General features: G+C 46.0%; 23 protein-coding genes. 18 read left to right on the forward strand and 5 right to left on the reverse strand.

Annotation, left to right across the window (positions count from 1 at the left end; all coding sequences use genetic code 11):
* Positions 1–294 precede the first annotated feature (294 nt).
* Positions 295–2,238: an ABC-F family ATP-binding cassette domain-containing protein gene (locus DHX103_RS10505; RefSeq protein WP_422122235.1), complete on the reverse strand. Its 1,944-nt coding sequence runs from the start codon at positions 2,236–2,238 to the stop codon at positions 295–297.
* Between the two features lie 130 nt (positions 2,239–2,368).
* Between DHX103_RS10505 and DHX103_RS10510 the strand changes: the two genes are divergently transcribed.
* From DHX103_RS10510 to tatC, 3 genes are all read left to right on the forward strand, one after another.
* Positions 2,369–3,004, forward strand: a complete 636-nt coding sequence (locus DHX103_RS10510; protein ID WP_422122236.1) for a redox-sensing transcriptional repressor Rex — start codon at positions 2,369–2,371, stop codon at positions 3,002–3,004.
* A 91-nt stretch (positions 3,005–3,095) separates the two neighbouring features.
* Positions 3,096–3,290 (forward strand): twin-arginine translocase TatA/TatE family subunit, encoded by a 195-nt coding sequence (locus DHX103_RS10515; RefSeq protein WP_422122237.1) that lies wholly within the window; start codon positions 3,096–3,098, stop codon positions 3,288–3,290.
* A gap of 12 nt (positions 3,291–3,302) precedes the next feature.
* Positions 3,303–4,070 carry a twin-arginine translocase subunit TatC gene (tatC, locus tag DHX103_RS10520; RefSeq protein WP_422122238.1) on the forward strand — a complete coding sequence of 256 codons (768 nt, stop codon included), beginning with the start codon at positions 3,303–3,305 and terminating at the stop codon, positions 4,068–4,070.
* Between the two features lie 121 nt (positions 4,071–4,191).
* On the opposite strand, the gene DHX103_RS10525 is transcribed toward tatC, so the two are convergent.
* A complete protein-coding gene (locus tag DHX103_RS10525; RefSeq protein WP_422122239.1) occupies positions 4,192–5,001 on the reverse strand; it encodes a CPBP family intramembrane glutamic endopeptidase in 810 nt (269 codons plus the stop codon).
* Between the two features lie 194 nt (positions 5,002–5,195).
* On the opposite strand from DHX103_RS10525, the gene groES reads away from it, so the two are divergent.
* The 3 genes from groES (at position 5,196) to DHX103_RS10540 (ending at position 8,385) form a co-directional block, all read left to right on the forward strand.
* Positions 5,196–5,480, forward strand: coding sequence for a co-chaperone GroES (gene groES / locus DHX103_RS10530; protein ID WP_084242988.1), 285 nt, complete (start codon positions 5,196–5,198; stop codon positions 5,478–5,480).
* A 39-nt stretch (positions 5,481–5,519) separates the two neighbouring features.
* On the forward strand, positions 5,520–7,151 hold the full coding sequence (groL, locus tag DHX103_RS10535) for a chaperonin GroEL (RefSeq protein ID WP_422122240.1): 1,632 nt from the start codon (positions 5,520–5,522) through the stop codon (positions 7,149–7,151).
* 295 nt (positions 7,152–7,446) lie between these two features.
* Positions 7,447–8,385 carry a diguanylate cyclase domain-containing protein gene (locus DHX103_RS10540; protein WP_422122241.1) on the forward strand — a complete coding sequence of 313 codons (939 nt, stop codon included), beginning with the start codon at positions 7,447–7,449 and terminating at the stop codon, positions 8,383–8,385.
* Between the two features lie 312 nt (positions 8,386–8,697).
* Here DHX103_RS10540 and DHX103_RS10545 read toward each other — a convergent pair whose 3' ends face one another.
* The gene (locus DHX103_RS10545; RefSeq protein WP_422122242.1) at positions 8,698–9,462 is read right to left on the reverse strand and encodes an SDR family NAD(P)-dependent oxidoreductase; all 765 of its coding nucleotides are present in this window, start codon (positions 9,460–9,462) and stop codon (positions 8,698–8,700) included.
* 264 nt (positions 9,463–9,726) lie between these two features.
* Here DHX103_RS10545 and DHX103_RS10550 point away from each other — a divergent pair, with 264 nt between their 5' ends.
* The 5 genes from DHX103_RS10550 to DHX103_RS10570 all read left to right on the forward strand — a co-directional run bounded on the left by DHX103_RS10550 (position 9,727) and on the right by DHX103_RS10570 (position 14,773).
* Positions 9,727–10,572, forward strand: coding sequence for a DegV family protein (locus DHX103_RS10550; RefSeq protein WP_422122243.1), 846 nt, complete (start codon positions 9,727–9,729; stop codon positions 10,570–10,572).
* A 341-nt stretch (positions 10,573–10,913) separates the two neighbouring features.
* Complete coding sequence (locus DHX103_RS10555; protein ID WP_422122244.1) at positions 10,914–11,885, forward strand: tRNA dihydrouridine synthase; 972 nt, start codon at positions 10,914–10,916, stop codon at positions 11,883–11,885.
* A gap of 550 nt (positions 11,886–12,435) precedes the next feature.
* Complete coding sequence (locus DHX103_RS10560; RefSeq protein WP_422122245.1) at positions 12,436–12,651, forward strand: hypothetical protein; 216 nt, start codon at positions 12,436–12,438, stop codon at positions 12,649–12,651.
* A gap of 284 nt (positions 12,652–12,935) precedes the next feature.
* Positions 12,936–13,934: an ATP-binding cassette domain-containing protein gene (locus DHX103_RS10565; RefSeq protein WP_422122246.1), complete on the forward strand. Its 999-nt coding sequence runs from the start codon at positions 12,936–12,938 to the stop codon at positions 13,932–13,934.
* Positions 13,931–14,773, forward strand: a complete 843-nt coding sequence (locus tag DHX103_RS10570) for an ABC transporter permease (RefSeq protein ID WP_422122247.1) — start codon at positions 13,931–13,933, stop codon at positions 14,771–14,773. The genes DHX103_RS10565 and DHX103_RS10570 overlap by 4 nt, the downstream gene beginning before the upstream one ends.
* Before the next feature lie 114 nt (positions 14,774–14,887).
* On the opposite strand, the gene DHX103_RS10575 is transcribed toward DHX103_RS10570, so the two are convergent.
* Together DHX103_RS10575 and cudC are read right to left on the reverse strand one after the other, a co-directional pair.
* Positions 14,888–15,787, reverse strand: coding sequence for a glycine betaine ABC transporter substrate-binding protein (locus DHX103_RS10575; protein WP_422122248.1), 900 nt, complete (start codon positions 15,785–15,787; stop codon positions 14,888–14,890).
* Positions 15,788–15,980: 193 nt separating this feature from the next.
* On the reverse strand, positions 15,981–16,532 hold the full coding sequence (cudC, locus tag DHX103_RS10580; RefSeq protein WP_422122249.1) for a choline uptake/conversion transcriptional regulator CudC: 552 nt from the start codon (positions 16,530–16,532) through the stop codon (positions 15,981–15,983).
* A 294-nt stretch (positions 16,533–16,826) separates the two neighbouring features.
* On the opposite strand from cudC, the gene betB reads away from it, so the two are divergent.
* The 7 genes from betB to DHX103_RS10615 all read left to right on the forward strand — a co-directional run bounded on the left by betB (position 16,827) and on the right by DHX103_RS10615 (position 26,689).
* Positions 16,827–18,299 carry a betaine-aldehyde dehydrogenase gene (gene betB, locus DHX103_RS10585; RefSeq protein WP_422122250.1) on the forward strand — a complete coding sequence of 491 codons (1,473 nt, stop codon included), beginning with the start codon at positions 16,827–16,829 and terminating at the stop codon, positions 18,297–18,299.
* A gap of 193 nt (positions 18,300–18,492) precedes the next feature.
* Complete coding sequence (gene betA / locus DHX103_RS10590; protein WP_422122251.1) at positions 18,493–20,175, forward strand: choline dehydrogenase; 1,683 nt, start codon at positions 18,493–18,495, stop codon at positions 20,173–20,175.
* Positions 20,176–20,347: 172 nt separating this feature from the next.
* Positions 20,348–20,857, forward strand: a complete 510-nt coding sequence (locus DHX103_RS10595) for a DUF1456 family protein (RefSeq protein ID WP_422122252.1) — start codon at positions 20,348–20,350, stop codon at positions 20,855–20,857.
* A gap of 330 nt (positions 20,858–21,187) precedes the next feature.
* Positions 21,188–23,545 (forward strand): glycoside hydrolase family 65 protein, encoded by a 2,358-nt coding sequence (locus DHX103_RS10600; RefSeq protein WP_422122253.1) that lies wholly within the window; start codon positions 21,188–21,190, stop codon positions 23,543–23,545.
* 75 nt (positions 23,546–23,620) lie between these two features.
* Entirely contained in the window at positions 23,621–24,880 is a 1,260-nt protein-coding gene (locus tag DHX103_RS10605) for an ABC transporter substrate-binding protein (RefSeq protein WP_422122254.1), read from the forward strand.
* 91 nt (positions 24,881–24,971) lie between these two features.
* Complete coding sequence (locus DHX103_RS10610; RefSeq protein WP_422122255.1) at positions 24,972–25,853, forward strand: carbohydrate ABC transporter permease; 882 nt, start codon at positions 24,972–24,974, stop codon at positions 25,851–25,853.
* Complete coding sequence (locus DHX103_RS10615; protein WP_422124753.1) at positions 25,853–26,689, forward strand: carbohydrate ABC transporter permease; 837 nt, start codon at positions 25,853–25,855, stop codon at positions 26,687–26,689. Before DHX103_RS10610 ends, DHX103_RS10615 begins: the two co-directional genes overlap by 1 nt.
* Positions 26,690–26,704 lie beyond the last annotated feature (15 nt).

Below are 26,704 nucleotides of genomic sequence, written 5' to 3' on the forward strand. Positions count from 1 at the left end.
TTTGATGAACAAACAGAGTTTTATCTGTCAATAGAGAACATTTGTACTTATGCACAAATTGTTAGTAAGCTGTTTGTAAGTGAAGAATAACTTGGTGATTCCCTATATCTTGTGTACTATATACCAGTATATTATGTGGATAACATTTTCTTTGTCTGTGGATAATGTGTGTAACTCTGTTGATAGCTGGTATTAAAGGAGAAGGTGTGTGCACAACTTTGTGGAAACAAATATTTCGCAAAAGGGTATTGACCAATATGTAGAATAAGGAAAACCACATACAAAAGTATGTGGTTAATTGTTGATATGTTCAAGTTTTTCCTGCAATTGAAGCCATAGCGTCATTGTTTCTTCGTGCCGGCTTTTCAACTCTTCTAGTTGCTGCTGCAGAGGAAGAAGTCTCTCGTGATCCTGGAAGATTTCCGGATCGGAGAATTGCTCTTCGGTTTCCGCGATTTGCAGATCCAATTTTTCCATGTCCTGTTCCACTTCTTCAACTTGCCTTGTTAATTGGCGTTCCAATTTTTTTGCTTCTTTATCGATTTGGGAGGTGGAACTGGTTGTTTCAGAAGTGGTAACGATTGTAGGGTTTTCAGCTTCTTCCAATGCTTTCAGCTCTTCAGTTTCCAGTTTCTTTTCCACGTAATAATCGTAGTCACCGAGGTATTCGGTGGTGCCTTCTTTCATCAACTCCACCACTTTGGTGGAAATGCGGTTCATGAAATAACGGTCATGCGATACGAAGAGAATGGTGCCCGGGTAGTCGAGCAATGCGTTTTCGAGCACTTCTTTGCTGTCGAGGTCCAAATGGTTGGTAGGCTCATCGAGCAGCAGCACATTCGCTTTTTGCATCATCAATTTGGCCAGCGCCACACGCGCTTTTTCGCCGCCCGAAAGCGACGAAACGGGCTTCAACACATCATCTCCCGAAAACAGGAAACGACCCAGAATACCACGGATATCTTTTTCATTGACCATCGGATAATCGTCCCAAAGTTCATTTAATACGAGTTTATTGCCTACCAGATTGGCCTGCTCCTGATCGTAATAGCCAAATCGGATGCCGGTGCCGTAATGGATATTGCCGGCAAGCGGCTGTATCTCTTTCATGACGGTTTTCAGGAATGTCGATTTGCCGACGCCGTTCGGACCTACGAGGGCAAGACTTTCCTGACGGTAGAGCTTCAAGTTAATGTTTTCGGACACCGGTTTTCCGCTGTAGCCGATTGTTAGCGACTGCACGTTCAACACGTCGTTGCCGCTTTGTTTTTCGATGATAAATCCGAAACGGGCTGATTTTTCACTGCCGTCCGGAGCTTCCATCCAATCGGTTTTCTCCAGAACTTTACGTCGGCTCTGGGCCATTTTGGTGGTCGATGCGCGAACCAGGTTGCGGGCAACGTAATCTTCCAACTTCGCTTTCTCGCCTTGCTGTTTTTCGAATTGTTTTTGATCCAGCTCGTATTGTTTCGCTTTTTCATCGAGATAACGGCTGTAGTTGCCAGTGTATTTTTTGACGCGGTGGCGCGACACTTCATAGACCAACGTGACAATCTGGTCGAGGAAATAACGATCATGCGAAACGACCAGGATTGCGCCGGGGTAGTTCTTTAAATAATTTTCCAGCCAGCTCAAAGTTTCGATATCAAGATGGTTGGTCGGCTCATCGAGGATTAGAAGTTGTGGTTTTGAAAGCAGCAGCTTCGCGAGCATCAGCCGGGTTTTCTGACCTCCGGACAATGAAATCACTTTTTTGCCGAAATCATCCGGATAGAATTTCATGCCGTGCAGGATGGCGCGTGTATCGGCTTCATATTGATAGCCGCCGGCATCTTTGAAATCGACCTGCAGCTCATCATATTCTTTCATCACTTTGTCATTCGCTTCGGGATTGTTGTAAACAGCCGGATCCGCCATTTGTTCCTCGAGTCGGCGCAATTGCACCTCTTGTTCGCGGAACGCACTGAAGATGGTCATCATTTCGTCCCAGACCGTCATATCGGACTCGAGCTTGGATTGCTGCTCGAGATAGCCGATGGTCAGGTCTTTTGGCATCGTGATGTCTCCGCTGTCGTACGATATTTCCCCGGTAATAATTTTCAGCAAGGTGGATTTGCCTGCGCCGTTACGCCCGACGAGAGCAACCCGGTCACGATGCTGGACTTCTAATTTGACGCCAGAAAGGATTTCATCCGCTCCGAACGATTTATGGACTTGGTTGACTTGCAGAACGATCATTTTGGGTCACCTCTATTCCTCTTAAGTGTAGCTGATAGAGGCAGGCTTCGCAATCGGCCGAGCCTTTACATATCGCGCCGCCTCATGTAAGATAAAGTCGATTTGACAAGACCCTGGGAGGTAACATTCCATGTTACAGGAACCATCAGCTAAAATTCCACAAGCCACTACAAAGCGGCTTCCGCTTTATTACCGATTTCTGCAGAACTTCGCCAATGCCGGACAGAAGAGAATCTCTTCCCAGGAACTCAGCGAAGCAATGAAAATAGATTCCGCTACCATTCGAAGGGATTTCTCCCATCTCGGAGCACTCGGCAAAAAAGGTTACGGCTACGAAGTGAATGAACTGCTCGAGTTTTTCCGAAAAACACTGGATCAGGACGAACCAACGAATGTGGCCTTGATCGGTGTAGGGAGCCTCGGCAGCGCATTTCTGAAATACAATTTCCACCGCAACCATAATACGAAGATCATTCTTGCCTTTGATTCGAACAGCCCGCAGGAAGGTGAACGGATCAGCGGCATTGATACGTATCATCCGGATAAGATAGAAGAAAAAATCAAAGAATATGGTGTGGAAGTGGTCATTCTGACTGTCCCATCGCGCTCGGCACAAGAAGTCACAGACCGTTTGGCAGCAACAGATATCAAAGGGATTCTGAACTTCACGCCGGTGCGCATTGCGGTCCCGCCGCATATCCGCGTGCAGACCATCGATTTGTCGGTGGAATTGCAAACTTTGATCTACCTGATCAAGCAATCCTGACTCAAAACCTTCACATTTGTGGAGCCTGTGGAAATAGCCAAAGCGCCACAGATACTGTAAAATAAGACGCATACTACAGGAGGTGTCAATTATGCCAGGTCCACTAAGTTTAATCGTTATTGCAGTTGTAGCATTGCTGATTTTCGGACCGAAGAAATTGCCGGAATTGGGTAAAGCGTTCGGTTCTTCACTTCGCGAATTCAAGAATGCCACTAAAGGGCTTGTTGATGATGACGACGATGATATTGCAACAAAGAAGAAAGAAGAGCAAAAAGAACTACGATAGGATGTTTATCCGATGACTGAAAAAGATATGACATTAGTTGAACATATAGGTGAATTGAGAAAACGGCTGACAATTATAGTCGTTTTCTTTCTATTGGCCGTGATTGTCAGCTTTTTTCTGGCGCAGCCGCTGATACAGTATCTGCAGTTTACCGATGAAGCGAAAAATCTGACGCTGAATGCCTTTAAAATTACGGACCCGTTGAAAATCTATATGCAGGTCATGATGATCCTTGCGCTGTTCATCACTTCACCCGTGATCATGTATCATTTCTGGGCTTTTATCAGCCCAGGCCTGCACGACAAAGAGCGGCGTGCGACATTAAGCTATATTCCGTTTTCCCTGATCCTGTTTGTCAGCGGAATCGCATTTTCTTATTTGGTGCTGTTTCCTTATGTCATCGGCTTTATGCTGAATATCTCTGACAACCTTGCCATTCAGGAAACGATCGGAATCAATGAATATTTCCAGTTCCTGTTTCAAATTACCTTGCCATTCGGCTTCATATTCCAATTGCCGGTGCTGATGCTGTTCTTGACTCGACTCGGAATTATTACGCCGATGCTGATGACTAAATACCGCAAATACGCGTATTTTATCCTGGTGATTATTGCGGCGTTCATTACGCCGCCGGACATCATCTCGCATCTCATCGTGACACTGCCATTGATTCTTTTATACGAATTCAGTATTGTCATCGCGAAAATCGGCTATCGCAAGTTCTTGAAAGCCGAACAGCAACAGGTAATCGAAGAGCAACAAGGCCTTTCAGAGAAATAAACTCTGGAAGGTTTTTTGTTTTCGGCGAACAAAATTTACAGGACAGAGAAAGCCCGGCTGCACATGTGCAGCCGGGCTTTCTTTGTCTCTGGCTCAGAAAGTCATTTTCGCTTTTAGTGGCCTAAAGAAGATGGAAGATGAATTGCAGTTGCTCCAATTGTTCCAAGCGTTCGATGAAGCGGTTGATTTTGTCCATATTGAGCTGAATGACCATAACGTAGCCGTTCAGCAGGATATGGGCGATGATTGGTGCCAGCAGGCGTTTTGTTTTTTGATACAGGAACGCCAGGATGAGTCCGGTTGTGAAATACAGCAGGATATGCGCGAATTCCATATGGACGATGGCAAAGACGATGGCACTGACGGCGGTGGCGATCCAGAAGTTTGTTGTCTGATTCAATGAGCCGAAAATGACGCGCCGGAAAACGAGTTCTTCCATGACAGGGCCGAACAGGACGACGGCAAAAACGGCGGCCGGTACAACTTCGACGATACTGACCAGGTTGGATGTATTTTCAGAGCCGGGTTCGATGCCGATGGCAAATTCGATCAACGCGGCGAGCGACTGTCCGATGAGGAGCAGCAGGAAACCGAAAATCCCCCATAGAATGGTCCAGCCCATGCTGAGTTTTTTGCCTTTCCAGATATCAAAAAACTTTTTGTCGCGGAAGACGACAAACATGGCTATTGCAAATCCGATGCCCATAGCGATGAAAATAAGCCAACCGGATGTAGCGGCTTGTGCAACATCAGGTTCCAAACCTTGAGCTATAAAATAATCGTAGGTGGTGGTAAGGAACAGGATTGGAGAAAATTGGATGGCAATAAAGATCAAAAGTACATATAAGGAAGTCTTTTTTGGCTTCTTTTTTGTTTTGGTTCCAGAGTTTTTAAAGAATAGATCCTTCACTGGATTTTTCTTGGTGGTCATGTAAGCAAAATTCCTTTCGATTCCAAATCTCTCTTCTATTGTAGTTGTTTCGAAAAAATACCGCAAAGATAACAAGAGGATATCCTTCCCGCTTGCAAATAGTCCTTATTTTTATTAAACTGAGACATGGGTTAGCACTCGGAGAGCGAGAGTGCTAATGATTGTATTTATTTATTCAGAGGAGGGTGTTTCATTTGTTAAGACCATTAGGAGACCGAGTTATCATTGAACTCATCGAAGCGGAAGAAAAAACTTCAAGCGGGATTGTATTGCCGGGATCGGCTCAGGAAAAACCGCAGGAAGGCAATGTCATCGCGGTAGGAAATGGCTTGATCCGCGAAAACGGCGCGCGCACGGAGCTGGATGTTAAAGAAGGCGACCGCGTAATCTTCTCGAAATATGCAGGATCTGAATTGAAATATGAAGGCAAAGAATACTTAATTTTACGTGAAAACGATATTTTAGCAGTAATCGGATAAATAGAATAAAATACATTTTGATACAGGAGGAAGCTAAACATGGCAAAAGAGATTAAGTTCAGTGAAGATGCACGTACCCTCATGCTGCAGGGTGTAGATAAATTGGCGGACGCGGTAAAAGTTACGCTTGGGCCAAAAGGGCGCAATGTTGTGCTTGAGAAAAAATTCGGTTCGCCGCTGATTACCAATGACGGTGTGACGATCGCAAAAGAAATCGAACTGGAAGATGCTTTTGAAAACATGGGTGCGAAACTTGTGGCAGAAGTCGCTTCTAAAACGAACGACATTGCTGGTGACGGGACAACGACTGCAACGGTACTTGCGCAGGCGATGATCCGTGAAGGCTTGAAAAACGTAACAGCTGGCGCGAATCCTGTGGGAATCCGCCGCGGCATTGAAATGGCAGTGGAAAGCGCTGTTGAAGGCCTGAAAACTGTTTCTCAGCAAATCGAAGGCAAAGAATCGATTGCACAAGTGGCGGCGATTTCTTCCGGCGACGCTGAAGTCGGCAACCTGATTGCTGAAGCGATGGAACGTGTCGGCAACGACGGCGTCATCACATTGGAAGAATCACGCGGTTTCACAACAGAGCTTGACGTTGTCGAAGGTATGCAATTCGACCGCGGCTACCAGTCTCCATATATGGTGACGGATTCAGATAAGATGGAAGCGGTTCTTGAGAACCCGTTCATCCTTGTGACGGATAAGAAAATCGGCAACATCCAGGAAATCCTTCCTGTTCTTGAGCAGGTTGTTCAGCAAAGCAAACCATTGTTGATCATCGCTGAAGATGTTGAAGGCGAAGCATTGGCTACACTCGTGGTCAATAAACTCCGCGGCACATTCAACGCTGTAGCGGTTAAAGCTCCAGGTTTCGGTGACCGCCGCAAAGCAATGCTGGAAGATATCGCGGCATTGACTGGCGCTGAAGTCATCACAGAAGACCTTGGCCTGGAATTGAAAACGACGAATATCGCTCAACTTGGACGCGCGGTGAAAGTTGTTGTGACAAAAGAAAACACAACGATCGTCGAAGGCGCTGGAGATTCCCAGAACATCGTTGGACGTGTCAGCCAGATCCGCAGCCAATTGGAAGAAACAACTTCTGAATTCGACAAAGAGAAATTGCAGGAACGCTTGGCGAAACTTGCCGGCGGCGTTGCAGTGATCAAAGTCGGAGCGGCTACTGAAACAGAATTGAAAGAACGCAAACTGCGCATTGAAGATGCATTGAACGCAACGCGCGCAGCAGTTGAAGAAGGAATCGTGGCAGGCGGCGGTACAGCACTTGTCAACGTATACAATAAAGTCGCAGAACTTCTTGAAACAACAGAAGGCGACGTCGCAACAGGCGTCAAAATCGTTCTTCGTGCACTTGAAGAACCGGTTCGTCAAATCGCGACAAACGCAGGCCTTGAAGGATCAATCATCGTTCACCGCCTGAAATCAGAAGAAGTCGGCATCGGCTTCAACGCAGCTAACGGCACGTGGGTCAACATGCTGGATGAAGGCATCGTCGATCCAACCAAAGTGACGCGTTATGCACTTCAAAACGCAGCATCCGTTGCGGCTATGTTCCTCACAACCGAAGCGGTAGTGGCGTACATTCCGGAAGAAAACAATGGTGGCGGCGGCATGCCTGATATGGGCGGCATGGGCGGCATGATGTAAGAAATAGTGGAAATAAACTCTCAACCCCGTCATATCTGGGGTTGAGAGTTTTTTTGTTTTACCGATTCACAACCAGGTTTCTCAATTAATAGAATATGGGCAGCGGAAATGAAAATAGCATGTACATAAGTACTATCAATTAAACAGAATCTCATTTAAATGACTTTGATTTGATTAAAAAAAACCATCTTTTAGAGGGGCTGTATGTATGTTCACCGGATAATGTTACACTGAAACCAGTAGAAAAGTTCGGTAAAACAATAAGTATGGATTATCAAACTAATCGAGGTGCTTTATGGTAATAACAGTAGAAGACTTGCAAATGTATAAGAATTTTGAGGAGCTGTCCAGGGATGTCCTTGATCTGGCAAAAGAAATCTTGCCGGACCATTTGATATATCTGACAACTTTCAGCGATACTCAGCAAATTATTCTGAAGCTGTCAGATCTTGATACCAGTATTCTCCTGACTGAAGGAATGGAAATCAACCTTGAAGAAACAGTGTGTGATCGCATTGATTTTGAAAGAAAGCAGCCTTTAATTTATGAGGATATTAATGAAGCCTGTCCGGGGGATTTAAAAATACTACTCGAAGATGCCAATATCAAGTCCTACCTGGGAATTCCGATTTTACGCGTCAATGGGGAGCGTTTTGGGACATTGTGTGCGGTGCATCATAAGAAAAGCCAGTTTGACGATAAAAGTATCCAATTGCTTCAACGGATTGTGCGAATGTTTTCTTATTATTTGGATTTGGAGCGCTTTGCTTATAGGGATTCTTTGACGGAACTCTATAACAGGCATTACCTTTCGAATTTTTTTGATAGTGATTCCCACAATGGAGGAGCGCTGTTCTTTCTTGATTTGGACGGGTTTAAAAAGGTGAATGACATGCATGGCCATGACACGGGGGATTTGGTATTAAAGGAAGTCGCTTGGAGGCTGCAAAACTTTGTGAAAGAATACAAGGATGCTTTTGTAGTCAGGTTAGGTGGCGATGAGTTCATCGTGCACTTCCCTCACATAACCGGCAAAGAGGAAATGGGCCAACGTGCGGAACGTATATTGTACGGTTTGAGTGCATGGGATGCAGATTACGAGCTCTCTGCAAGTATCGGGATTGCGGCTTATCCTCCTGATAGTGACAGCGATCTGAAAACGCTATTGAAAAATGCAGATGGCGCCTTATATCGTGCAAAAACCGCTGGAAAGAATACCTATAAATTTGCTTGAGCGATTTTGTGAATAATAGTAGATTGAAAATAAATGAGTCTGATTACAGCCATTAAACAGGGACAGCTCTGCCATATCTCAGGTTGCCACGTGAATCCGGGGCTGTCTGGATGTCGGGGAATCTGCCGACTAAAGAATTTGGAGGCTATGTGGTTGCGCAGCCCTCGTCTTTAAATCTGAAAGAAGAGACCGGCATTGAAGTGGCAGGGGACTCCGCTCTGGAGCATGGAAACGTCGATAAAATAAAAGCTGCGTTCCAGAAATGGAACGCAGCTTTTATTATGGAAAGGCTTAATTTAATTCACGAAGGGATCAATCCGCTTTACGCTTGGAAGTATAAGGGAAAATAGGATCCAGTAATTCGAATTCATAGCTGTCACTGTTCACTTTCCCAACAGCCTTCTCACTGTCATAAAGATTCAGCATGAATTGGGCCATTTCTTTTGCGGTATGATATTTTTGGACATTGTCGCTATAGCTGAACTCATCTATCTCCTTAGCGGTTTTCACAAACTCCGTTTCTGTCATAGCCGGCGCCAGTATTTTTACTTTCATGGGAGAGTCCTGATCACTGAGTTCCTGGGCCAACCCTTCTGTAAATGCGCTCACGTAGAACTTGGTGGCAGCGTACGATACAGCATTTGGTGCGATCCTGTAGCCTAAGTCAGATGATACGTTGATTAATTGCGTGCCTTCTTTATTGGAATAATCATGTGCGAAAAGTGTTGAGAGAGTTGTTAACGCTTCGACGTTCACACGCAGCATCTTTTCAATCTTCTTTACCTGCTGTTCAGCAACCGGCGCGCTGTTTCCGAAGCCGGCATTGTTGATCCAGGTTTCAATGTCGTATTCTTTCAGGCTTTCGAATAAATCATGAACCTGTTCACTGTCAGATAGATCGGCGGTTTTAATGACGACGTCGAGGTCAGCATTCATATTGTGAATCTCATTCTTTAATTCGTTAAGCTGAGCTTCCCGTCTTGCGACCAGAATGACGTTTTTGTTGCGTGATGCAAAAGCTAATGCAGTTTCGTAGCCAATGCCTGAGCTGGAGCCTGTAATGACGGTGTACTTCATAAGAATTCCTCCACTGAAATTTTTTATGATACATAGCTATCGTACTGTTAACATTAACCAGAAAGCAAATGATGCGGGAGATTCTTTGGGTGGAACCCAACCCGGAGATTTTAAGAACGAAATATGTTCATATTATGTCGGCCATTTTTAAACTTTCTCCACATATGACAGCTGTCACTAGCCTCCTGGTGACCGGTACTGTAAATTAGCGGTAGTCGACAGCTGGCTCCTGAAGGGACTCAGACTGTAAAGGAGATTTATTTGATGAAAAAAATAGCTTGGATTACGGATACAGCGGCGCAATTGGATGAAGCTTTTATTCAACAACACAATGTGTATGTCCTGCCCCTCAGTGTTGTTTTTTCCGATGGAACATATAGAGAATCGATTGATCTTACCCAGGAAGAATTTTACGAGAAATTACGCCTAGCAAAAGTATCTCCGAAAACCTCACAGCCGGCAATTGGCGAAATGCTCGCTTTATACGAAAAATTGGAGGCGGAAGGATACGATTTGGCGATTGCGCTGCACCTGTCGAGCGGACTTTCGGGTACATTTGAAAGTGCACAGTCAGCCGCTAAAATGACGGACTTCAAAGTGTATCCCATCGATTCGAAAATCGGCTCTTTCCCAATGGTCAAAATGATCGAAGCCGGAAATGAACTTTTGGCGAACGGGAAAGAGGTTGAAGAAGTTGTCGCAGCTCTCAAAGGAATGACAGCTAAAGCCCATCTATCTTTTATTCCTTCGAGCCTGAATCAATTGCATAAAAGTGGGCGTGTTTCCGGCACGCAAAATTTCTTGAGTAATATATTGAATATTAAACTGGTCATTACTTTTGTGGATGGCATCACGGTCATGAAAGAAAAAGTGCGGTCCATTAAGCGGGCGAAAAACAATGTGATGAATGCGCTTCGCGCGGATATGGCTGCCGGCACCGTCACTGAAGTGGCCGCCATTCACTGCAATAATGCCGCGGATGCTGAAATCTGGAAGAACGAGCTTCTGCAGGAGTTTCCGGAGTTAAAAGTCGAAGTGGTGCAGCTCAGTGTCTGCGTAGGCGTCCATGCAGGTGAAGGCACTATTGGTTTAAGCTGGCTTGCTAAATGATTTTCACTTGAATACCCAGCAATTCCGATCTCGTTAAGCCCCTAACAAGCAACTTTTACCAAGTATGAACAAAGATCCCTCGACAATCTTTTGGCTTGTTGAGGGGTCTTTTTCCTTGAGTGAATACCGCGAGATGAAGCGGCGCATTTATTGAAGCGGAAGCTTTCGCTTTAAAAACACGCCACTTTCCACAATCGCGGGATTCGTGTAAACTGTATAAGGTTAAGAATAATAGAAGTACTGTTTTGATAGGATATTATTGATTTCAACTATAGATACCACAAGAATTTTGGATGAAGGGACGACCTTCCATCCCGCAATGAAAGGATTGGAATTGAAATATGAAAGAGAATTTTTGGCAGGATCTGCCGCGGCCATTTTTTGTGCTGGCACCGATGGAAGATGTCACGAATGTGGTTTTTCGCCATGTAGTGGCCCAGGCAGCGCGGCCGGATGTGTTTTTTACCGAGTTTACGAATACGGAAAGTTACTGCCATCCGGAAGGAATCTTAAGTGTCCGCGGGCGGTTGACGTTTACGGAAGATGAACAGCCGATGGTGGCCCATATATGGGGCAATAAACCCGAACATTTCCGGGAAATGAGCATTGGCATGGCGAAGCAGGGGTTTAAAGGGATCGACATCAATATGGGCTGCCCTGTGCCGAATGTTGCCGCAAAAGGAAAAGGGAGCGGCCTGATCAACTATCCGGATAATGCAGCTGAAATTATCGAAGCGGCAAAAGCGGGCGGATTGCCTGTCAGCGTCAAGACGCGCCTTGGCTATACCGCTTTGGATGAGTGGCGAGGCTGGCTGACGCACATTCTGGAGCAGGACATTGCCAACTTGTCGATTCATTTGCGGACGAAAAAAGAAATGAGTGCCGTACCGGCGCACTGGGAATTGATTCCGGAGATCAAGCAATTACGGGATGAAATCGCACCGGATACGCTGATCACGATCAACGGCGACATTCCGGATCACCAAGCGGGCATGGAACTTGCCGAAAAATACGGCATCGACGGCGTCATGATTGGACGCGGAATTTTCCATAATCCGTTCGCTTTTGAAAAGGAACCGAAAGAACACAGCACTCAGGAATTATTTGATCTGCTGCGTCTGCATCTCGACCTCCACGACAAGTATTCAACGGACATCGAACCAATTTCGTTCAAACCGCTGCGCCGTTTCTTCAAGATTTATGTGCGCGGAATCCGGGGAGCCGGTGAATTGAGAAATCAGCTGATGTATACCGAGACGACGGACGAGGTCCGGGAACTGCTGAATAATTTTGGCGCTTTAACTGAGGTATAGCATGTGGCTGAACAGCCGAACTCCAAATGGGAAATGAAATAAAAATAGCGCACTCCCGGTTAGATCGGGAGTGCGCTATTTTTGGAAGCTGTTCAAATTCTCGCTATCAAATTTTCAATCAATGTTTCGTTGAGCGTGTTTTTTTCATTGGGAAGGGGCAAGGCTCTTTTGCCGCTTTGGACGTCTTCTACAAATATAATTTCCCGTCTGAAGGTGTTGGAAAAGCAGATCATGTATTTTTTTTCGTTGTAATCAATCACACTGAAACGCGTTCGATCTGTTAGAAACCAATTGGGAGATATCACAGTATGCCCGCCTTTGCTGATGGATTTTAAGTTAGTATGACATGCGCCGAAAAGTATGTAAAGGCAAAAAATGCCGCTGACGCGATAGAGTGGAATCTGACGCTAATAGGGCGAGGAATTCATTAACTTTCTAATACAGAGAAGTCCGTGCTATAATAAGAAACTTAGGATCAACGTAACTTTTCCCTTACCTGAACGGGTGGCTGAAGTTTCTGCCTGCCAATAACTTATAGAGGTGTACTAATATGAATAAACGATGGACAATCGAGAAAATAAGAGAATTTACCGCAAAGAATTCAGACAGTAAATTGCTGTCGACTGAATATCACGGCTTTTCTCAAAAATTGCTGTTTAAATGTGACTGCGGCAATAATTTTGAGAAGACATTTACGAAGTTCAATAAGAACAACCAACGCAAATGTGATACTTGCCAGCCGCCGAAAGAACCACGCGGGGCATAAGAATAAAAGCAGTGCGCAAATTTCCGTAACAGGAGATTTGCGCTTTTTTATTTGGCATAAATCACTGCAGGCATGAAGGTTGACCAGCACATTATTATGCGAGATTATACAAATAACTGAACAAAAAATTGAATAATCAGAAAATAACAGTTTACAGAAGCTGTTGAAAGTTGTAGAATAAATAAGAACAAACGTTCCTTTTTGCTGTGGTTGAAATTGAGGCAATCAACATAGGTCCCTTTTTTCGGAACTATTCCTTCTATACATAGGAAAGGGTGAGAAGAGTGGAAAGTGTAAGCCACCGACCGGCAACTGCTGAGTGGGCAATAGAAGCAACGGGCATTGTGAAAGTTTTTGGCAAACACCGGGCAGTGGACGGTGTGGATTTAACGATTCCAAAAGGAACAGTTTACGGATTTTTAGGGCCGAATGGAGCGGGAAAAACAACGGTAATTCGGGTGCTGGCCACCCTGTTGAAGCCGGACGGCGGATCAGCCAAAATTTTTGGCCATGATTTAAGCAAAGAAGGGGACAAAATTCGAAGCCGCATCAGTCTGACAGGACAATATGCATCGATCGACGAAGATTTGACCGGCATGGAAAACCTTGTCATGATGGCGAAATTGATGGGTTATGGACGCAAGGATGCAAAGGTCCGTGCAGGTGAATTATTGACAGCGTTTGGACTGGAAGAAGCAGCCAAACGGCAAGTGAAAAATTATTCAGGTGGGACGCGGAGACGCATTGATATTGCTGCGAGCATCGTGGTGACGCCAGACTTATTATTTTTGGATGAACCAACGGCAGGTCTCGATCCGAGAAGCCGGAATCAGGTATGGGATATTATTCGTGCGCTCGTAAGCGGCGGCACAACGGTCATGCTGACGACTCAATATCTGGATGAAGCCGATCAGCTGGCAGACCGCATTGCAGTGATCAACAAAGGCAAAATTATTGCAGAAGGCACAAGTGGTGAATTGAAGGCATCGGTGGGCACAGGCACTTTGAATATTCGCCTGGTGAATACTGAAGACCGGGATCGGGCAGTGGAGATTCTCGAAGCGACGCTTGCTGTGCCGGTTCATATGGGCTCAGATTCAGCATCGTTGACAGCCCAGATAAACGATTCGTTTCTGGTTGCAGACGCATTGGGTGAATTGTCACAGCAACGTATTGCTGTCAGTGATTTTTCATTTGGCCGGCCGAGCCTCGATGAAGTGTTCCTGACGTTAACCGGACATGCCGCTGAACAGGAAACAGAACCCGAGGAGGGGGCATCATGACAGGCTATATTGAGCAAAGAGAAAAAGGGACAAGTGAAATACGGCTGAATGAGTCAATCGCATCCAGCCACCGGCCGAAACCGCCAAGCGCCATCGTGTCTACACTGGTTTTCGCGAAACGGGCGATGCTGCGCATTAAGCATGTGCCGGAGCAAATGTTCGATGTAACGGTTTTTCCGATTATTTTTTTGTTGATGTTCACTTATTTATTTGGCGGGGCAATCGCAGGATCCACGGAAGAATACCTTCAATTCCTGCTGCCCGGCATCCTGGTGATGACTGTCTCCCAAATTACGATGTATACAGGCATTGATTTGAATAACGATATTCGGAAAGGGATTTTTGACCGGTTCCGTACGCTGCCCATCTGGCTGCCATCAGCACTTGTCGGTTCGCTGCTGGTGGATGTGGTTCGCTATTCGCTGGCATCGGCGATTATGATCGGGCTCGGCTTTATCCTCGGTTTCCGTCCGGAAGGCGGCTTCATGGGGATATTGGGTGCGGTGGTGCTGGTGTTGGTGTTCTCGTTCAGCTTGTCCTGGATTTGGACAAGCTTCGGTATCATCATGCGTTCCGAAAAATCACTGATGATGTTGAGCTTTATGGTGCTGTTTCCGCTGACATTTGTCAGCAATGTATTTGTTGATCCCAGAACGCTGCCATCCTGGTTGCAGAGCTTTGTAGACATCAATCCGATTTCCATTCTTGCAACAGCTGTGCGCGGAGCCATGCATGGCAATGCAACGGTGGAACAGGTCGTATTGGTACTCATTGTCTCCGTGATCATGACGGCCATATTTGCACCAATCACCATCTATTTGTATCGCAATAAACAATGAGCGATTGCAACAGTTACTGCAGGGCTCCAGACGATCATTTATTCCATGAAAAAAAGCTCCGAATGTGGTCACTGGTAAGTGTCCATATCCGGAGCTTTGTTTAGTTATTGTTCTTTATTTTACCCATTCACCGATCAATTCTTCGTTCTCTCCGACCCACTTCTCAGCACCAGCAAGAGGTTCATCGGCACTTTCAACGTAGTCAATGAGTTCACCGATTTGTTTATCATCCATCTTCCAGTTTTTAAGCCATTCGCTTACTTCCGGATGCTCTTCTTCAAATCCTTGGCGAGTCGCATGGTGGATTTTCTCTACACCACCGAAAGTGTTTTGCGGCTCTTCCAGGAATTTCAAGTCGAATTGGGAAAATACCCAATGTGGACTCCAAAGTGGTGCTACGATCGGTTCTTCGTTTTTCACGGCTTCTTTGATTTCAGCCAGCATTGCAGCTTCCGAGCTTTGCTGCAGTTCAAAGTCTAGATCATAGTCCGTGATTAGTTGTTCTGTAACTTCCATTGTTCCTGCGCCAGGATCAAACCCGACGATTTTGCTGTCGAACAGTTCTTTGTGTTCGTTCAAATCTTCCACGCTATTAACTTCTTCCATATAAGTCGGTACAACAAGCCCGACTTTTGCTTTGTCGAACCAAGTAGCCTCCGAGAAATTGACTGTATCTTGATATTGCTCCAAATAATTAGCGTCCTGTACAGGCAGCCATATTTCTAAACTGGCATCGATATCCCCAGTTTCCAAAGCTTTCATTGTCGTACCCATATCCAAGACACTCAGCTTAACGTCATATCCTTTTTCATCGAGAATAACTTTCCACATATTTGTTACAGCAATATTTTCTGCCCAGTTAATTTGGCCAATGCTTAATTCTTTATCCTCTTGCTCAGTTCCTGTTTCTGCTTGTTCACCGTCCGCTGCACCATCAGCGTTTCCGCATGCTGCAAGTAGTGCAATGATGAAAATCAGCACAATAAAACCGAGACCTTTTTTCCAGTTGTTCATAATGTAAAACTCCCCTTTTTGAATATGTATATTAATTAAAATACGTTTTAATATTAAATTTATTAAAAGTATTAAAATTTTATTTAACGAAAAAGCCGAACGAAGAAAGCCCTTTTTTACAAAAGAGTGAGGCATCAATTATAGGTGAGCGGCCAACAGCATTGCAGCAGACCGCCCGATAATTTGTTCTGGCTTAATCCTTTTGATCTTTCGGTAAGAATTCAAATATCTCGCCGTTTCTAATACTCTCAACCAAGTCATCCAGCCAGTTGTAATAGGCTTTGGATTCTTCCAATTGGTCATAGAATTGTTTTGCTTCCGCGACAACGTCCGGTGTACTGTCGGAATCTTTAATGATATTGGTGAAGTCCATCTGTGACTCTTCGATGGCTTCCATGTTCATTTTTACTTCCCGTTCCCACATGAGGCAGTAAAACTCCATAAACGAACGGAAGAAATTCTTCTCAGCCACATAGGTATGTTTCCGGGAGCCGCGCGTAAATGTTTTTTTCACCATTTTTATATCCTGCAGCTTGCGGACGCTTGTACTCATGCTCGGTTTACTCATTTCAAGCTCAGTTTGCATTTCATCAAGTGTCATTTGATCTTTGAAATACATCGTCGCATATAGATTGGCTGCAGCAGGGGTTACGCCGTATAAATCCATGGTTTCTGCAATGGCGCCAATGACTTTGTCTTTGGCTTCTTCTATTTTGGTTCTGGATCGTTCAATGGATTCACTCATAATCTTGCTCCTTTGTGGGTAAAGTAAACCGTGTTAAGTAATCATTTAATCTTCTTAACAAACTTTATGTTAACGCGTTGAGTTTAAAAGTCAAATGCAAATCAGAAATTTGTCGGCTGATTTGGTCCTTTCCCTCATTAACTGGCAGGCTTTAGAAAAAATAATTTATTTTGTGTAATGATGCAAGTACAATCCAAAAGTAATTTTGACAGTGCGAAAAGGGCATGTTATGGTTTTTGTATGTTAAATAAATTCTTAACAAACTTAATTTAATGAAAATTGGAGTTGAAAGCTTTGAATATAAAACTGCAACATTATATCAATGGACAATGGGTGGAATCAATTTCCGGAAAAACGCGCGACATAATCAATCCGTATAACCAGGAAATTATTGCTACAGTTTCGGACGGGGATGAAAAGGATGCACAAGCAGCTATAGCTGCCGCAAGAAAAACATTTGATGACGGGGAATGGGCTTTTGCGCCAGCAACTGAGCGAGGAGCGATTGTCCGGAAGATTGCTGAATTGATTGAACGGGATAAAGAGGAACTTGCGCATCTGGAATCGTTGGATACCGGCAAAACAGTGGAAGAAAGCAACGGCGACATGGATGATATCGCGGGCGTTTTTCGGTATTTCGCAGAGCTTGCAGATAAAAATGGCGGTGAGCTGATCGCTTCACCGGTGCCAAATTCCATCAGTAGAGTCGTTCACGAACCAGTGGGCGTTTGCGGACAAATTACACCGTGGAATTATCCATTGCTTCAAGCTTCCTGGAAACTGGCGCCAGCGCTGGCAACTGGCAATACTTTGGTGATGAAACCGAGTGAAATTACACCACTTACTACTATTAAAGTATTCGAATTGATGGAAGAAGCAGGAGTGCCGGCAGGAGTTGCGAATTTGGTGTTGGGTCCTGGAGATACGATTGGTGCAGAACTGTCGAGCAGTACAGATGTGGATCTCCTGTCATTTACGGGCGGCCTGGCTACCGGCAAGAAGATTATGCAAGCGGCGAGTGCGAATGTGAAGAATTTAGCTCTCGAGCTTGGCGGAAAAAACCCGAACATCATTTTTGCCGACGCTGATTTTGAAGTGGCTGTCGACCAGGCACTGAACGGGGTATTTTTCCACGCAGGTCAAATTTGTTCTGCTGGCACAAGACTGATTGTGGAAGAAAGCATTCATGATGAGTTTGTGGATGCGCTTGTGAAACGGGTGAAGAAGTTCAAGCTGGGAAGCGGATTTGAACAAGACACGCAAATGGGACCACTTATTTCAGCTGGACATCTTCAAAAAGTGGAAGACTATGTAGCAATGGGCATCCAAGAAGGTGCCACATTGGCCGTTGGGGGCAAACGCCCGGAAGAGCCGGAACTGCAAAATGGATTTTTCTACCTGCCAACTATTTTCACTGATTGCACTACCGATATGAACATCGTGCAGGATGAAGCGTTTGGCCCGATTATCACTGTTGAAAAATTCCAGACAGAAAAAGAAGCAGTGAAACTTGCCAATGATTCCATATATGGCCTTGCTGGGGGAGTTTGGACGAACGATATTGCAAAAGCTGAACGCTGCGCAACGAAAATGCGGATGGGTACAGTTTGGATCAATGAATTCAATCTTTATTTCCCGCATGCGCCGTGGGGCGGCTTTAAGCAATCCGGCATCGGACGCGAATTGGGCAGAATGGGCATGGAAGAATATACAGAAACAAAACACATCTTCCAAAACCTTAAACCTGCAGCTATCAACTGGTTCTAAAACAATAGCTTCCATAAGTGCTGTAAGCGTAAATTACAGCCCAATTTGAACTAAAGAATTAATTGAAGTAAAAACCATATAAAGAATAGAAATCAAAGAGTGATGTTGATGACTGAAGAAAGGGTGTCCGCAATGCTTTTATTGCCGATTGAATCCTTTTCTTCCAGTTTCAAGATTCAAGGAGGAACAGAATATGAGTGAAAGATATGATTATATTGTCGTTGGTGGCGGAAGTGCAGGTTCAGTGCTCGGCGATCGTTTAAGTGCAGATGGCACAAAAAACGTACTTGTTTTAGAAGCGGGGCGCAGTGATTATTCGTGGGATCTATTGATTCAAATGCCGGCAGCTTTGCCATTCCCGGCAGGCAACAGCCTTTACGATTGGAAGTATGAATCTGATCCTGAGCCGTATATGAACGGACGCCGCATCAAACATGCACGCGGCAAGGTGCTGGGCGGCTCGAGTTCGATCAACGGCATGATTTACCAACGCGGCAACCCATTGGATTATGAACGGTGGGGCGCTGACAATGGAATGGAAACATGGGATTTTGCTCATTGCCTCCCATATTTCAAACGGTTGGAAACAGCATTGGCATCACCCGATGACGATCTTCGCGGCCACGATGGACCGATTAAATTGGAGCGCGGACCGGCTACGAACCCGTTGTTTCAAGCCTTCTTTAATTCGGGAGTAGAAGCTGGTTATTCACGAACGCCAGATGTGAACGGCTTTCGCCAGGAAGGGTTCGGACCATTTGATAAGCACATCCTTAATGGCAGACGTTTGTCAGCTTCACGGGCCTATTTGCATCCGGCCATGAGCCGCAAGAACCTGACGGTGAAAACGCGTGCTTTTGTTACGAGCATCGATTTCGAAGGGACACGTGCCAAAGGATTGACGTATAAGCAAAACGGCAAGGTCCAGCAAGTCGAAGCAGATGAAATTATTCTTTCAGGCGGCGCCATCAACACGCCGCAGCTGCTGCAATTGTCGGGAGTGGGGAATGCGGACCACCTTCGCTCACTGGGAATTGAACCGGTTGTTGATCTTCCGGGAGTAGGAGAAAACCTGCAGGATCACCTTGAAGTTTACATCCAGCATTCTTGTCCGCTGCCTGTGTCGCAACAGCCGAGCTTAAACAAAGCGCGGATGCCGTTTATCGGGTTGCAGTGGATTTTCGCGCGCACCGGACCGGCAGCAACCAATCATTTCGAAGGCGGCGGTTTCGTCCGTTCGAACGAAGATGTGAAATACCCGAACTTGATGTTCCATTTCCTGCCGGTAGCAGTCAGATATGATGGGCAAAAGGCTGATACCAAACACGGATTCCAGGTGCACGTTGGACCTATGTATTCGGATGCGCGCGGTTCATTGAAGATCCGTTCGAAGGATCCGAAAGTTTATCCGAGCATGGTTTATAATTATCTTTCGACGGAACAGGATCGACGCGAATGGGTTGAAGCGATCAGAGTTTCCCGTAAAATTATGTCGCAACCCGCAATGGCTCCATATAATTCAGGAGAGATGTCCCCAGGACTTTCTGTAAGTACTGATGAAGAGATTTTGGAATGGGTAGCGAATGATGCTGAAACAGCACTTCACCCATCATGCACAGCGAAAATGGGGCCGGCTTCCGACCCGATGGCTGTCGTAGACCCGTTAACGATGAAAGTGCACGGATTGGACAATGTGCGCGTGGCCGATGCTTCTGCCATGCCATATGTGACGAACGGCAATATTCACGCGCCTGTCTTAATGCTGGCCGAAAAAGCAGCGGATCTTATCCTCGGACGTGATCCACTCGAGCCGATTGAGGCTGATTTCTACCGTCACGGCGTTCATGCGCCAGACGCAGGCACAGTGACAAAATAATAAAACCCATCCGAAACCCTCTTTCCAAATGTATCCGTTCCTTGAGCGTGCATTGGTGTGAAAGAGGGTTTTCTTTTTATTGAAATGGAGCATATGTTTATTGGCAGCAGTCCAGTGACCACCTATGCTATCATTAGAAGATAAATTCGGTTTTGATACAGGAGGTTTCACGATGGATAATAATGATATCTTAATCCGGCTGCGCTATGCACTGGACATTAAAAATAATGATATGGTCGAGATTTTTAAACTGGGCGGCATCCAGCTGACGAAGGAAGATGTGCAGAAGACGCTGACGAAGACACCGGAACGCGATGAAGATGAAGATGACAGCATCTTCACAGACAGCGGCAACGATGATTATATGCCGGTGGACAACGCGATGCTGGAGTCGTTCCTGAACGGTTTCATCATTCATAAGCGCGGACGCCAGGAAGGCCAGACGGGCACGCCGCCGCTGACGAACGAACCGTCGAAGAATCTGCTGTTGAAGAAAGTGAAGATTGCGCTCCAGCTGACGAGTGAGGATATGATCGAAATCCTGCAGTCTGCCGGCGTGACGGTGTCGAAAAGCGAGCTGAGCGGCTTGCTGCGCAAACAGGGCCATAAAAACTACAGCCTGTGCGGCGATCGCTACGCACGAAATTTCCTGAAGGGCCTGGCGTTGAAGTATAGAAAATGAGAGAGACCGACCGCATCTTTGGGTGCGGTTTTTGTTTTGGCTGAAATTAAAGCCGGTGAAGAGTTGACACTGGTAGATTGGTTTAACAATTTACGGCTGGAATTTAAAAGGGAATATCCATTGACTATTAAAAAAGAAGGATTTATACTATTATAAAACGTTAAATATACAGAAAATACTAAATATATAGTCAACTTAGGTGACTTGAGAGATGGCAAGGTTCGCAGACAATTAAAACGGTCCGGGGAAAACCAGAGGAGCCATCTCTCTTTTATATGCGATGAAAAATGGGCTTCAGTTACTCAGGAAACTCCAGAGGTGGAATCTGTGATGCTGGATTATTCGCTCGGACAGGGTGCATATGAAAATTGGATTTTGGCTGAACGGGATTTTTCTGCCCTCCATCTGGGGAAAAGCGAAACCGTGATGCTGCTTGGAAACGGATATCTCGGCCTGCGTTCAGCGGCAGAGGAGCCGTATCTGAATGGACAACGGAATCTTTTCATCAACGGAACGTTTAATCAGGCTGACCGGAATGAAGTGACGGAATTGCCGAATGCAGCAGATGCCACCCGGCTGGATATCCGAATTGACGGGCAACGGTTCAGCCTGGAATTCGGGAAGACCCGTGATTACATCAAACAGCTGAATTTGAAGGATGCGGAATTGGGGCGTTCATTCATTTGGACATCGCCTGACGGAAAAGAGCTGCAGTTTCGCTTCAGGCGCATTGCCTCGCTGGACAATCCGCATTTGATTGGCATGAAGCTAGAGATGGAATGTTTGTCACACGCCACCAGCTTATCGATCACCAGCGGCATTGACGCGCGGATGAGCAATTCCGGCGTTCAGCATTTTATGGAAGGGGACCACCGAATTATCGAGGAGCGGTATATCCAGCTCACGCAGACGACGACGCAGTCGGAAATTGATTTTGTGCACAATGCGGTACATAGATTAAAACTCAACGACGAGGAAATAATCGGCAAAGCGGATATGGATATGGACCGGAGAAGAGTGTGGATGTCTTTTGAAATAGAGTTGCAGCCGAATGACAAGTTTGTAATGGAAAAGCTTATAACGGTGCATACGAGCCTTGATAGCGAAAATGGCGAGGAGCCGATCAGTTTGTCGCAATTACGGGAGCGGTCTCTTGGCGAACTCAAAAAACACGAAGAGGAAGGCTACGACAAACTCGCGGAATCGCACCGCCTGACATGGCAGCAAAAAGTATGGGACGAATACAGCTTCGAAGTGGAAAGTGAAAATCCGGTAGATCAGCTGGCAATCCGTTTTGCGCTGTATCATTTGACTGCCATGGCGCCGAGAAATGATGACCGGCTGGGAATCGGCGCAAAAGCTTTAAGCGGAGAAGCCTATAAAGGGCATTCGTTTTGGGATACCGAAATTTTTATCCTGCCGTTCTTTATTTATTCAGCGCCGGAACGGGCAAGGTCTTTGCTGACATACCGTTATCTGGGATTGCCCAGTGCGCGGCGGAAGGCCGGGGAAAACGGCTATGCCGGCGCCATGTATCCGTGGGAAATGGCTTGGCCGACAGACGGCGAAGCGACGCCGGAATGGGGCGGGATCGATATTGTTACCGGAGAGAGGACGAAAATTTGGCCTGGTTTTATTGAATATCATATTTCCGCCGACATCGCTTTGGCCGTTTATCAATATGCAAATGCCACCGGTGATGAAGAGTTTTTGAAGCAAGCCGGTTACAAGATGGTTTTCGAAACAGCGAGATTTTGGGCAAGCCGCCTTGAATGGAATGAAAACCGGGAGCAATTCGAAATAACGGATGTGATCGGCCCGGATGAATACAAAGAACATGTCGACAATAATGCGTTCACGAATTATATGGCGTATTTTAATTTGAAACTGGCACTGCGCTATGCGGAGAAGTTGGAGAAAGACAATCCAGATTTATTGGCATCGTTCGGTGTGGAAGCCGCTTACAATGATTGGCAAAGGAAAGCGGAAGGGCTCTATTTACCGCAGCCGCGGGAGGGGGATCTCATCTTGCCGCAAGACGATACGTATCTGACTTTGCAGGACATCGACCTCGATAAATATAAGCAGCAAACGAAGGCCAGGACAATTTACCGGGATTACAACCCGGAGCAGATCAATGCCATCCAAGTGACAAAGCAAGCGGATGTTGTGCTGCTGTTTTATTTGATGGAACAGACTTTTTTGAAAGATGATTTTCGTTTTACTCAACAGGCCAAGCGGGCGAATTTCTTTTATTACGAAGCACGGACGCTCCATGATTCTTCGCTGAGTTTAACGACGCATGCGATTGCAGCGAATGATATCGGCGAAAGGGAACGTGCATACGAATTGTTTCAGCGGGCTTGCGGGATTGATATGGGCCCGAATATGGATTCTTCGAGTGACGGGCTGCATGCCGCTTCAATCGGGGGAATCTGGAAAGCGGCGGTGTTCGGATTCGCAGGCGTGCGTCAGTCGGATGGGATACTGCAAATTAACCCCCGGCTGCCACCCGAATGGCGACGCATGCGCTTTAAAATATACTGGCAGGGGCAGCCGCTGCAATTGGATATTACAGGGGAGCTGCTGAAGATTAAGGGGAGTGGTGAGCGACCGGTTTCATTTGAAAGCGGCGGCACCGTTCACCAACTGGACCGTTTACTGGAAATACCACTCTCAGGCAATTAACGACTCAAGGTGGTTTCAAAATGACTCAGTCATTTTATTCGCTATACAATTTCAATTACCTAAGGAGGCAATACGATGGCGTTCAATAAAAGATTTCTTACGGGTTTGACGTTTGCAGCAATCGTGACAGTTCTGGGTGCATGTGGTGGCGGAGATGAAGAGAATGGAGGAGAAGAACCGAACGGCGAAGCCGGCGGGGAGTCAGCAGGAATTACGATTTTCCAGAGTAAGGTTGAGATTTCTGAACAGCTTGAAGCGGCTGCCGCTGCCTATACGGAAGAAAGCGGTGTGCCGGTTGAAGTCATCGGGACGACGGGGGATGACTATTCACAGCAATTGCAGATTCGCCTGAACAATCAAACAGGACCATCGATTTTCAGTCTTCAGAACGCGGAAGAGGCAGAGCGTTTGTCATCATATCTCTACGACTTGAATGACATGGAAATTGTGGGGGACATCGCACCGGATATGGAATTGATGATGGACGACAGATTGGTCGGCATTCCCTATGGTGTTGAAGGCTTCGGAATTGTCTATAACACCGAAATGGTCGATCCTGCAGATATCCAGGATTACGATTCATTTGTCAGCACGCTTGAAGACTTTAATGCAGAAGGGATCAATGGTTTCGGGTTGTCATCGGAAGCCTATTTCCTGATCGGCCACATCAGCAATTACCCGTTCTCGATCCAGGACGATCCACAGGCATTCATGGAGCAATTGACGAACGGCGAAGTGACATTGGCTGAAACAGAAGAGTTCCAACGATTCGGCGAGTTTATGGAAGCAATCCGTGAAAATACACCAAGCCCATTAAGTACGACTTACGACACACAAGTGGGTGATTTTGCTTCTGGTCAAACTGCAATGATCCACCAAGGAAACTGGGCAGCTGGCATGCTTGATGAATTCGAAGTTGATTTTGAAGTCGGCATGGCACCATTCCCTCTCGAAGGCAATGATAAATTGGCGGTTGGCGTCGGAAGCAGCTGGGCAGTCAATGCTGAGAAGGAACAGGAAGAGATTGATGCAGCCATCGAGTTTCTGAACTGGCTTCATACGAGCGACACCGGGAAGCAGTTCATCGTGGAGGATTTCGGTTTTATTCCAGCGTTGACTACGATTGAAGCGGGCGATCTGGATCCGTTATCACAAGCCGTGCTGGAAGCATCCAATAGCGGCAACACGATTCCGTGGTCGCATAATTATTATCCGGCGAATGTCGTGACCAACGACTTTACACCGGCAGCTGAAAGCTTCTTCGTCAATGAAGACATGACGGGCGATGAGCTGATTGAAAATCTGGAAGCAGCGTGGCAAAATGCCGCTCAATAAGCGAGTTTAAAAAATAGCAGGAACACGTCTTTTGGGACGTGTTCTGCTTTTTCTGCAAAGGCAAAGAATTCGCAGCGTCAGGAAAGTGGGGATGAGCGTGGCGAAAAGGAAGAAAATCATCTGGTATTTACTATTTACGGTGCCATTATTAATTATATTTACGATTATTGTACTCGTACCGTTTGTCGTCGGGATTTATTACGCTTTCTTTAATTGGGATGGCATTGGCGCCAATCCGATGACATTTACAGGACTGGAGAACTTTGTGAGATTGCTTGATGACAGCCGATTTCTCCGATCCACGTGGTTAACTGTCATTTTCACTGTGTTATCTGTGATTACGGTGAATGCAGTCGGGCTTGCGTTCGCGCTTTTGGTGACGTCCAAACTGAAACTGGCCAATTTGGCGAGAACGATGCTGTTTATGCCGTATTTGATCGGCGGCCTGATTCTCGGTTATATCTGGCAGTTTGTTTTCCTCGATGTTTTCACATTGATCGGCGAAGTAACCGGCTTGGAATCGATCTTCTTCAATTGGTTGAACAATGAAGACTTTGCGCTGTTTGCGCTCGTTTTCGTCTTTACCTGGCAGATGGCGGGTTATGTGATGATCGTTTATATCGCCGGCTTGCAGGGCATTCCCGGTGAAGTGATTGAAGCCGCCCGCATCGACGGTGCCGGTGGCTGGCAGCGATTTATGCGAATCACGGTGCCGCTTCTGATGCCGGCGTTTACAATTAGTTTATTCCTTACCTTATCCTATGGCTTTAAAATCTACGATGTAAACTTGTCGCTGACGGGCGGCGGCCCGGCCAATGCGACGGAATTGTTTGCCATGAATATTTACAATGAAATTTTCGGCTACAGTAATTATGGCTACGGGCAGGCGAAAGCGATTGTGTTCTTTGTCATCGTTGCGGCCATCACGCTGACCCAGGTTTATATTACGAAAAAGCGGGAGGTGGAAATGTGATGAAGTTTCTTCGGACGTGGTTGAAAGAGATATTGCTCATAGGGATGGCGCTGCTGTTTCTGTCTCCCATTTACATTATCTTCATCAACTCTTTTAAGACGCGGCGTGAATTATACGAAAACACATTGGCATTTCCGGAAGCGTTCACTTTGGAGTTCTATGAGGCTGCGATGGCGCGAATGGATTTTTTCAATGCCTTTTTAAACTCAATGTACGTAACGCTGGTTTCTGTCCTTTTCATCGTGATTCTATCGTCGATGACGGCCTGGATGTTGGCGAGGTCAGGCAATTGGATCAGCACCATCATTTTTATGACGATGATTGCGACGATGCTGATTCCGTTTCAAACCATCATGATGCCACTGATGCAAATGGTTACCACCATCACGAGAAATACGGGCATTCCCCTATACAACTCACTCAGTGGATTGATCTTCATGAATATCGGTTTTCATGCAGCGCTGTCGGTTTTTCTTTATCACGGTTTCATCAAATCGATTCCGCTTTCGCTGGAAGAAGCGGCGACAATCGACGGCGCTTCAAAACTCGGTGTGTTTTGGCGCGTGGTGTTTCCGATTTTGACGCCCATCACGGCTACAGTGATGATCTTGAACGTTATCTTGATCTGGAATGATTTCCTGCTGCCGTCCCTGACGTTGATCGATCGCGATTTGCGCACAATTCCGCTGTCTGTGTTCTACTTTTTCGGGGAATTCACCATTGAATGGAATATGGCGATGGCCGGTCTGACATTGACGATTATTCCGGTGGTGATTTTCTATATCATTTCACAGAAATACATCATCAAAGGAATCGGTGAAGGTGCAGTGAAATAAAGGATCTTGGGATGG

It is taken from the genome of Planococcus daihaiensis, assembly GCF_049262615.1.
GTDB lineage: Bacteria > Bacillota > Bacilli > Bacillales_A > Planococcaceae > Planococcus.

Excerpts from the sequence above, each read along its gene's own strand:
- DHX103_RS10550 (WP_422122243.1), top strand. The coding sequence starts at position 9,727 with ATGAAAAAAATAGCTTGGATTACGGATACAGCGGCGCAATTGGATGAA.
- DHX103_RS10600 (WP_422122253.1), top strand. The coding sequence starts at position 21,188 with ATGCTGGATTATTCGCTCGGACAGGGTGCATATGAAAATTGGATTTTG.
- DHX103_RS10615 (WP_422124753.1), top strand. The coding sequence starts at position 25,853 with ATGAAGTTTCTTCGGACGTGGTTGAAAGAGATATTGCTCATAGGGATG.
- DHX103_RS10510 (WP_422122236.1), top strand. The coding sequence starts at position 2,369 with ATGTTACAGGAACCATCAGCTAAAATTCCACAAGCCACTACAAAGCGG.
- DHX103_RS10605 (WP_422122254.1), top strand. The coding sequence starts at position 23,621 with ATGGCGTTCAATAAAAGATTTCTTACGGGTTTGACGTTTGCAGCAATC.
- DHX103_RS10610 (WP_422122255.1), top strand. The coding sequence starts at position 24,972 with ATGAGCGTGGCGAAAAGGAAGAAAATCATCTGGTATTTACTATTTACG.
- tatC (WP_422122238.1), top strand. The coding sequence starts at position 3,303 with ATGACTGAAAAAGATATGACATTAGTTGAACATATAGGTGAATTGAGA.
- DHX103_RS10540 (WP_422122241.1), top strand. The coding sequence starts at position 7,447 with ATGGTAATAACAGTAGAAGACTTGCAAATGTATAAGAATTTTGAGGAG.
- DHX103_RS10575 (WP_422122248.1), bottom strand. The coding sequence starts at position 15,787 with ATGAACAACTGGAAAAAAGGTCTCGGTTTTATTGTGCTGATTTTCATC.
- groL (WP_422122240.1), top strand. The coding sequence starts at position 5,520 with ATGGCAAAAGAGATTAAGTTCAGTGAAGATGCACGTACCCTCATGCTG.
- DHX103_RS10595 (WP_422122252.1), top strand. The coding sequence starts at position 20,348 with ATGGATAATAATGATATCTTAATCCGGCTGCGCTATGCACTGGACATT.
- DHX103_RS10505 (WP_422122235.1), bottom strand. The coding sequence starts at position 2,238 with ATGATCGTTCTGCAAGTCAACCAAGTCCATAAATCGTTCGGAGCGGAT.
- cudC (WP_422122249.1), bottom strand. The coding sequence starts at position 16,532 with ATGAGTGAATCCATTGAACGATCCAGAACCAAAATAGAAGAAGCCAAA.
- DHX103_RS10555 (WP_422122244.1), top strand. The coding sequence starts at position 10,914 with ATGAAAGAGAATTTTTGGCAGGATCTGCCGCGGCCATTTTTTGTGCTG.
- betA (WP_422122251.1), top strand. The coding sequence starts at position 18,493 with ATGAGTGAAAGATATGATTATATTGTCGTTGGTGGCGGAAGTGCAGGT.
- DHX103_RS10525 (WP_422122239.1), bottom strand. The coding sequence starts at position 5,001 with ATGACCACCAAGAAAAATCCAGTGAAGGATCTATTCTTTAAAAACTCT.
- DHX103_RS10515 (WP_422122237.1), top strand. The coding sequence starts at position 3,096 with ATGCCAGGTCCACTAAGTTTAATCGTTATTGCAGTTGTAGCATTGCTG.
- DHX103_RS10545 (WP_422122242.1), bottom strand. The coding sequence starts at position 9,462 with ATGAAGTACACCGTCATTACAGGCTCCAGCTCAGGCATTGGCTACGAA.
- DHX103_RS10570 (WP_422122247.1), top strand. The coding sequence starts at position 13,931 with ATGACAGGCTATATTGAGCAAAGAGAAAAAGGGACAAGTGAAATACGG.
- DHX103_RS10560 (WP_422122245.1), top strand. The coding sequence starts at position 12,436 with ATGAATAAACGATGGACAATCGAGAAAATAAGAGAATTTACCGCAAAG.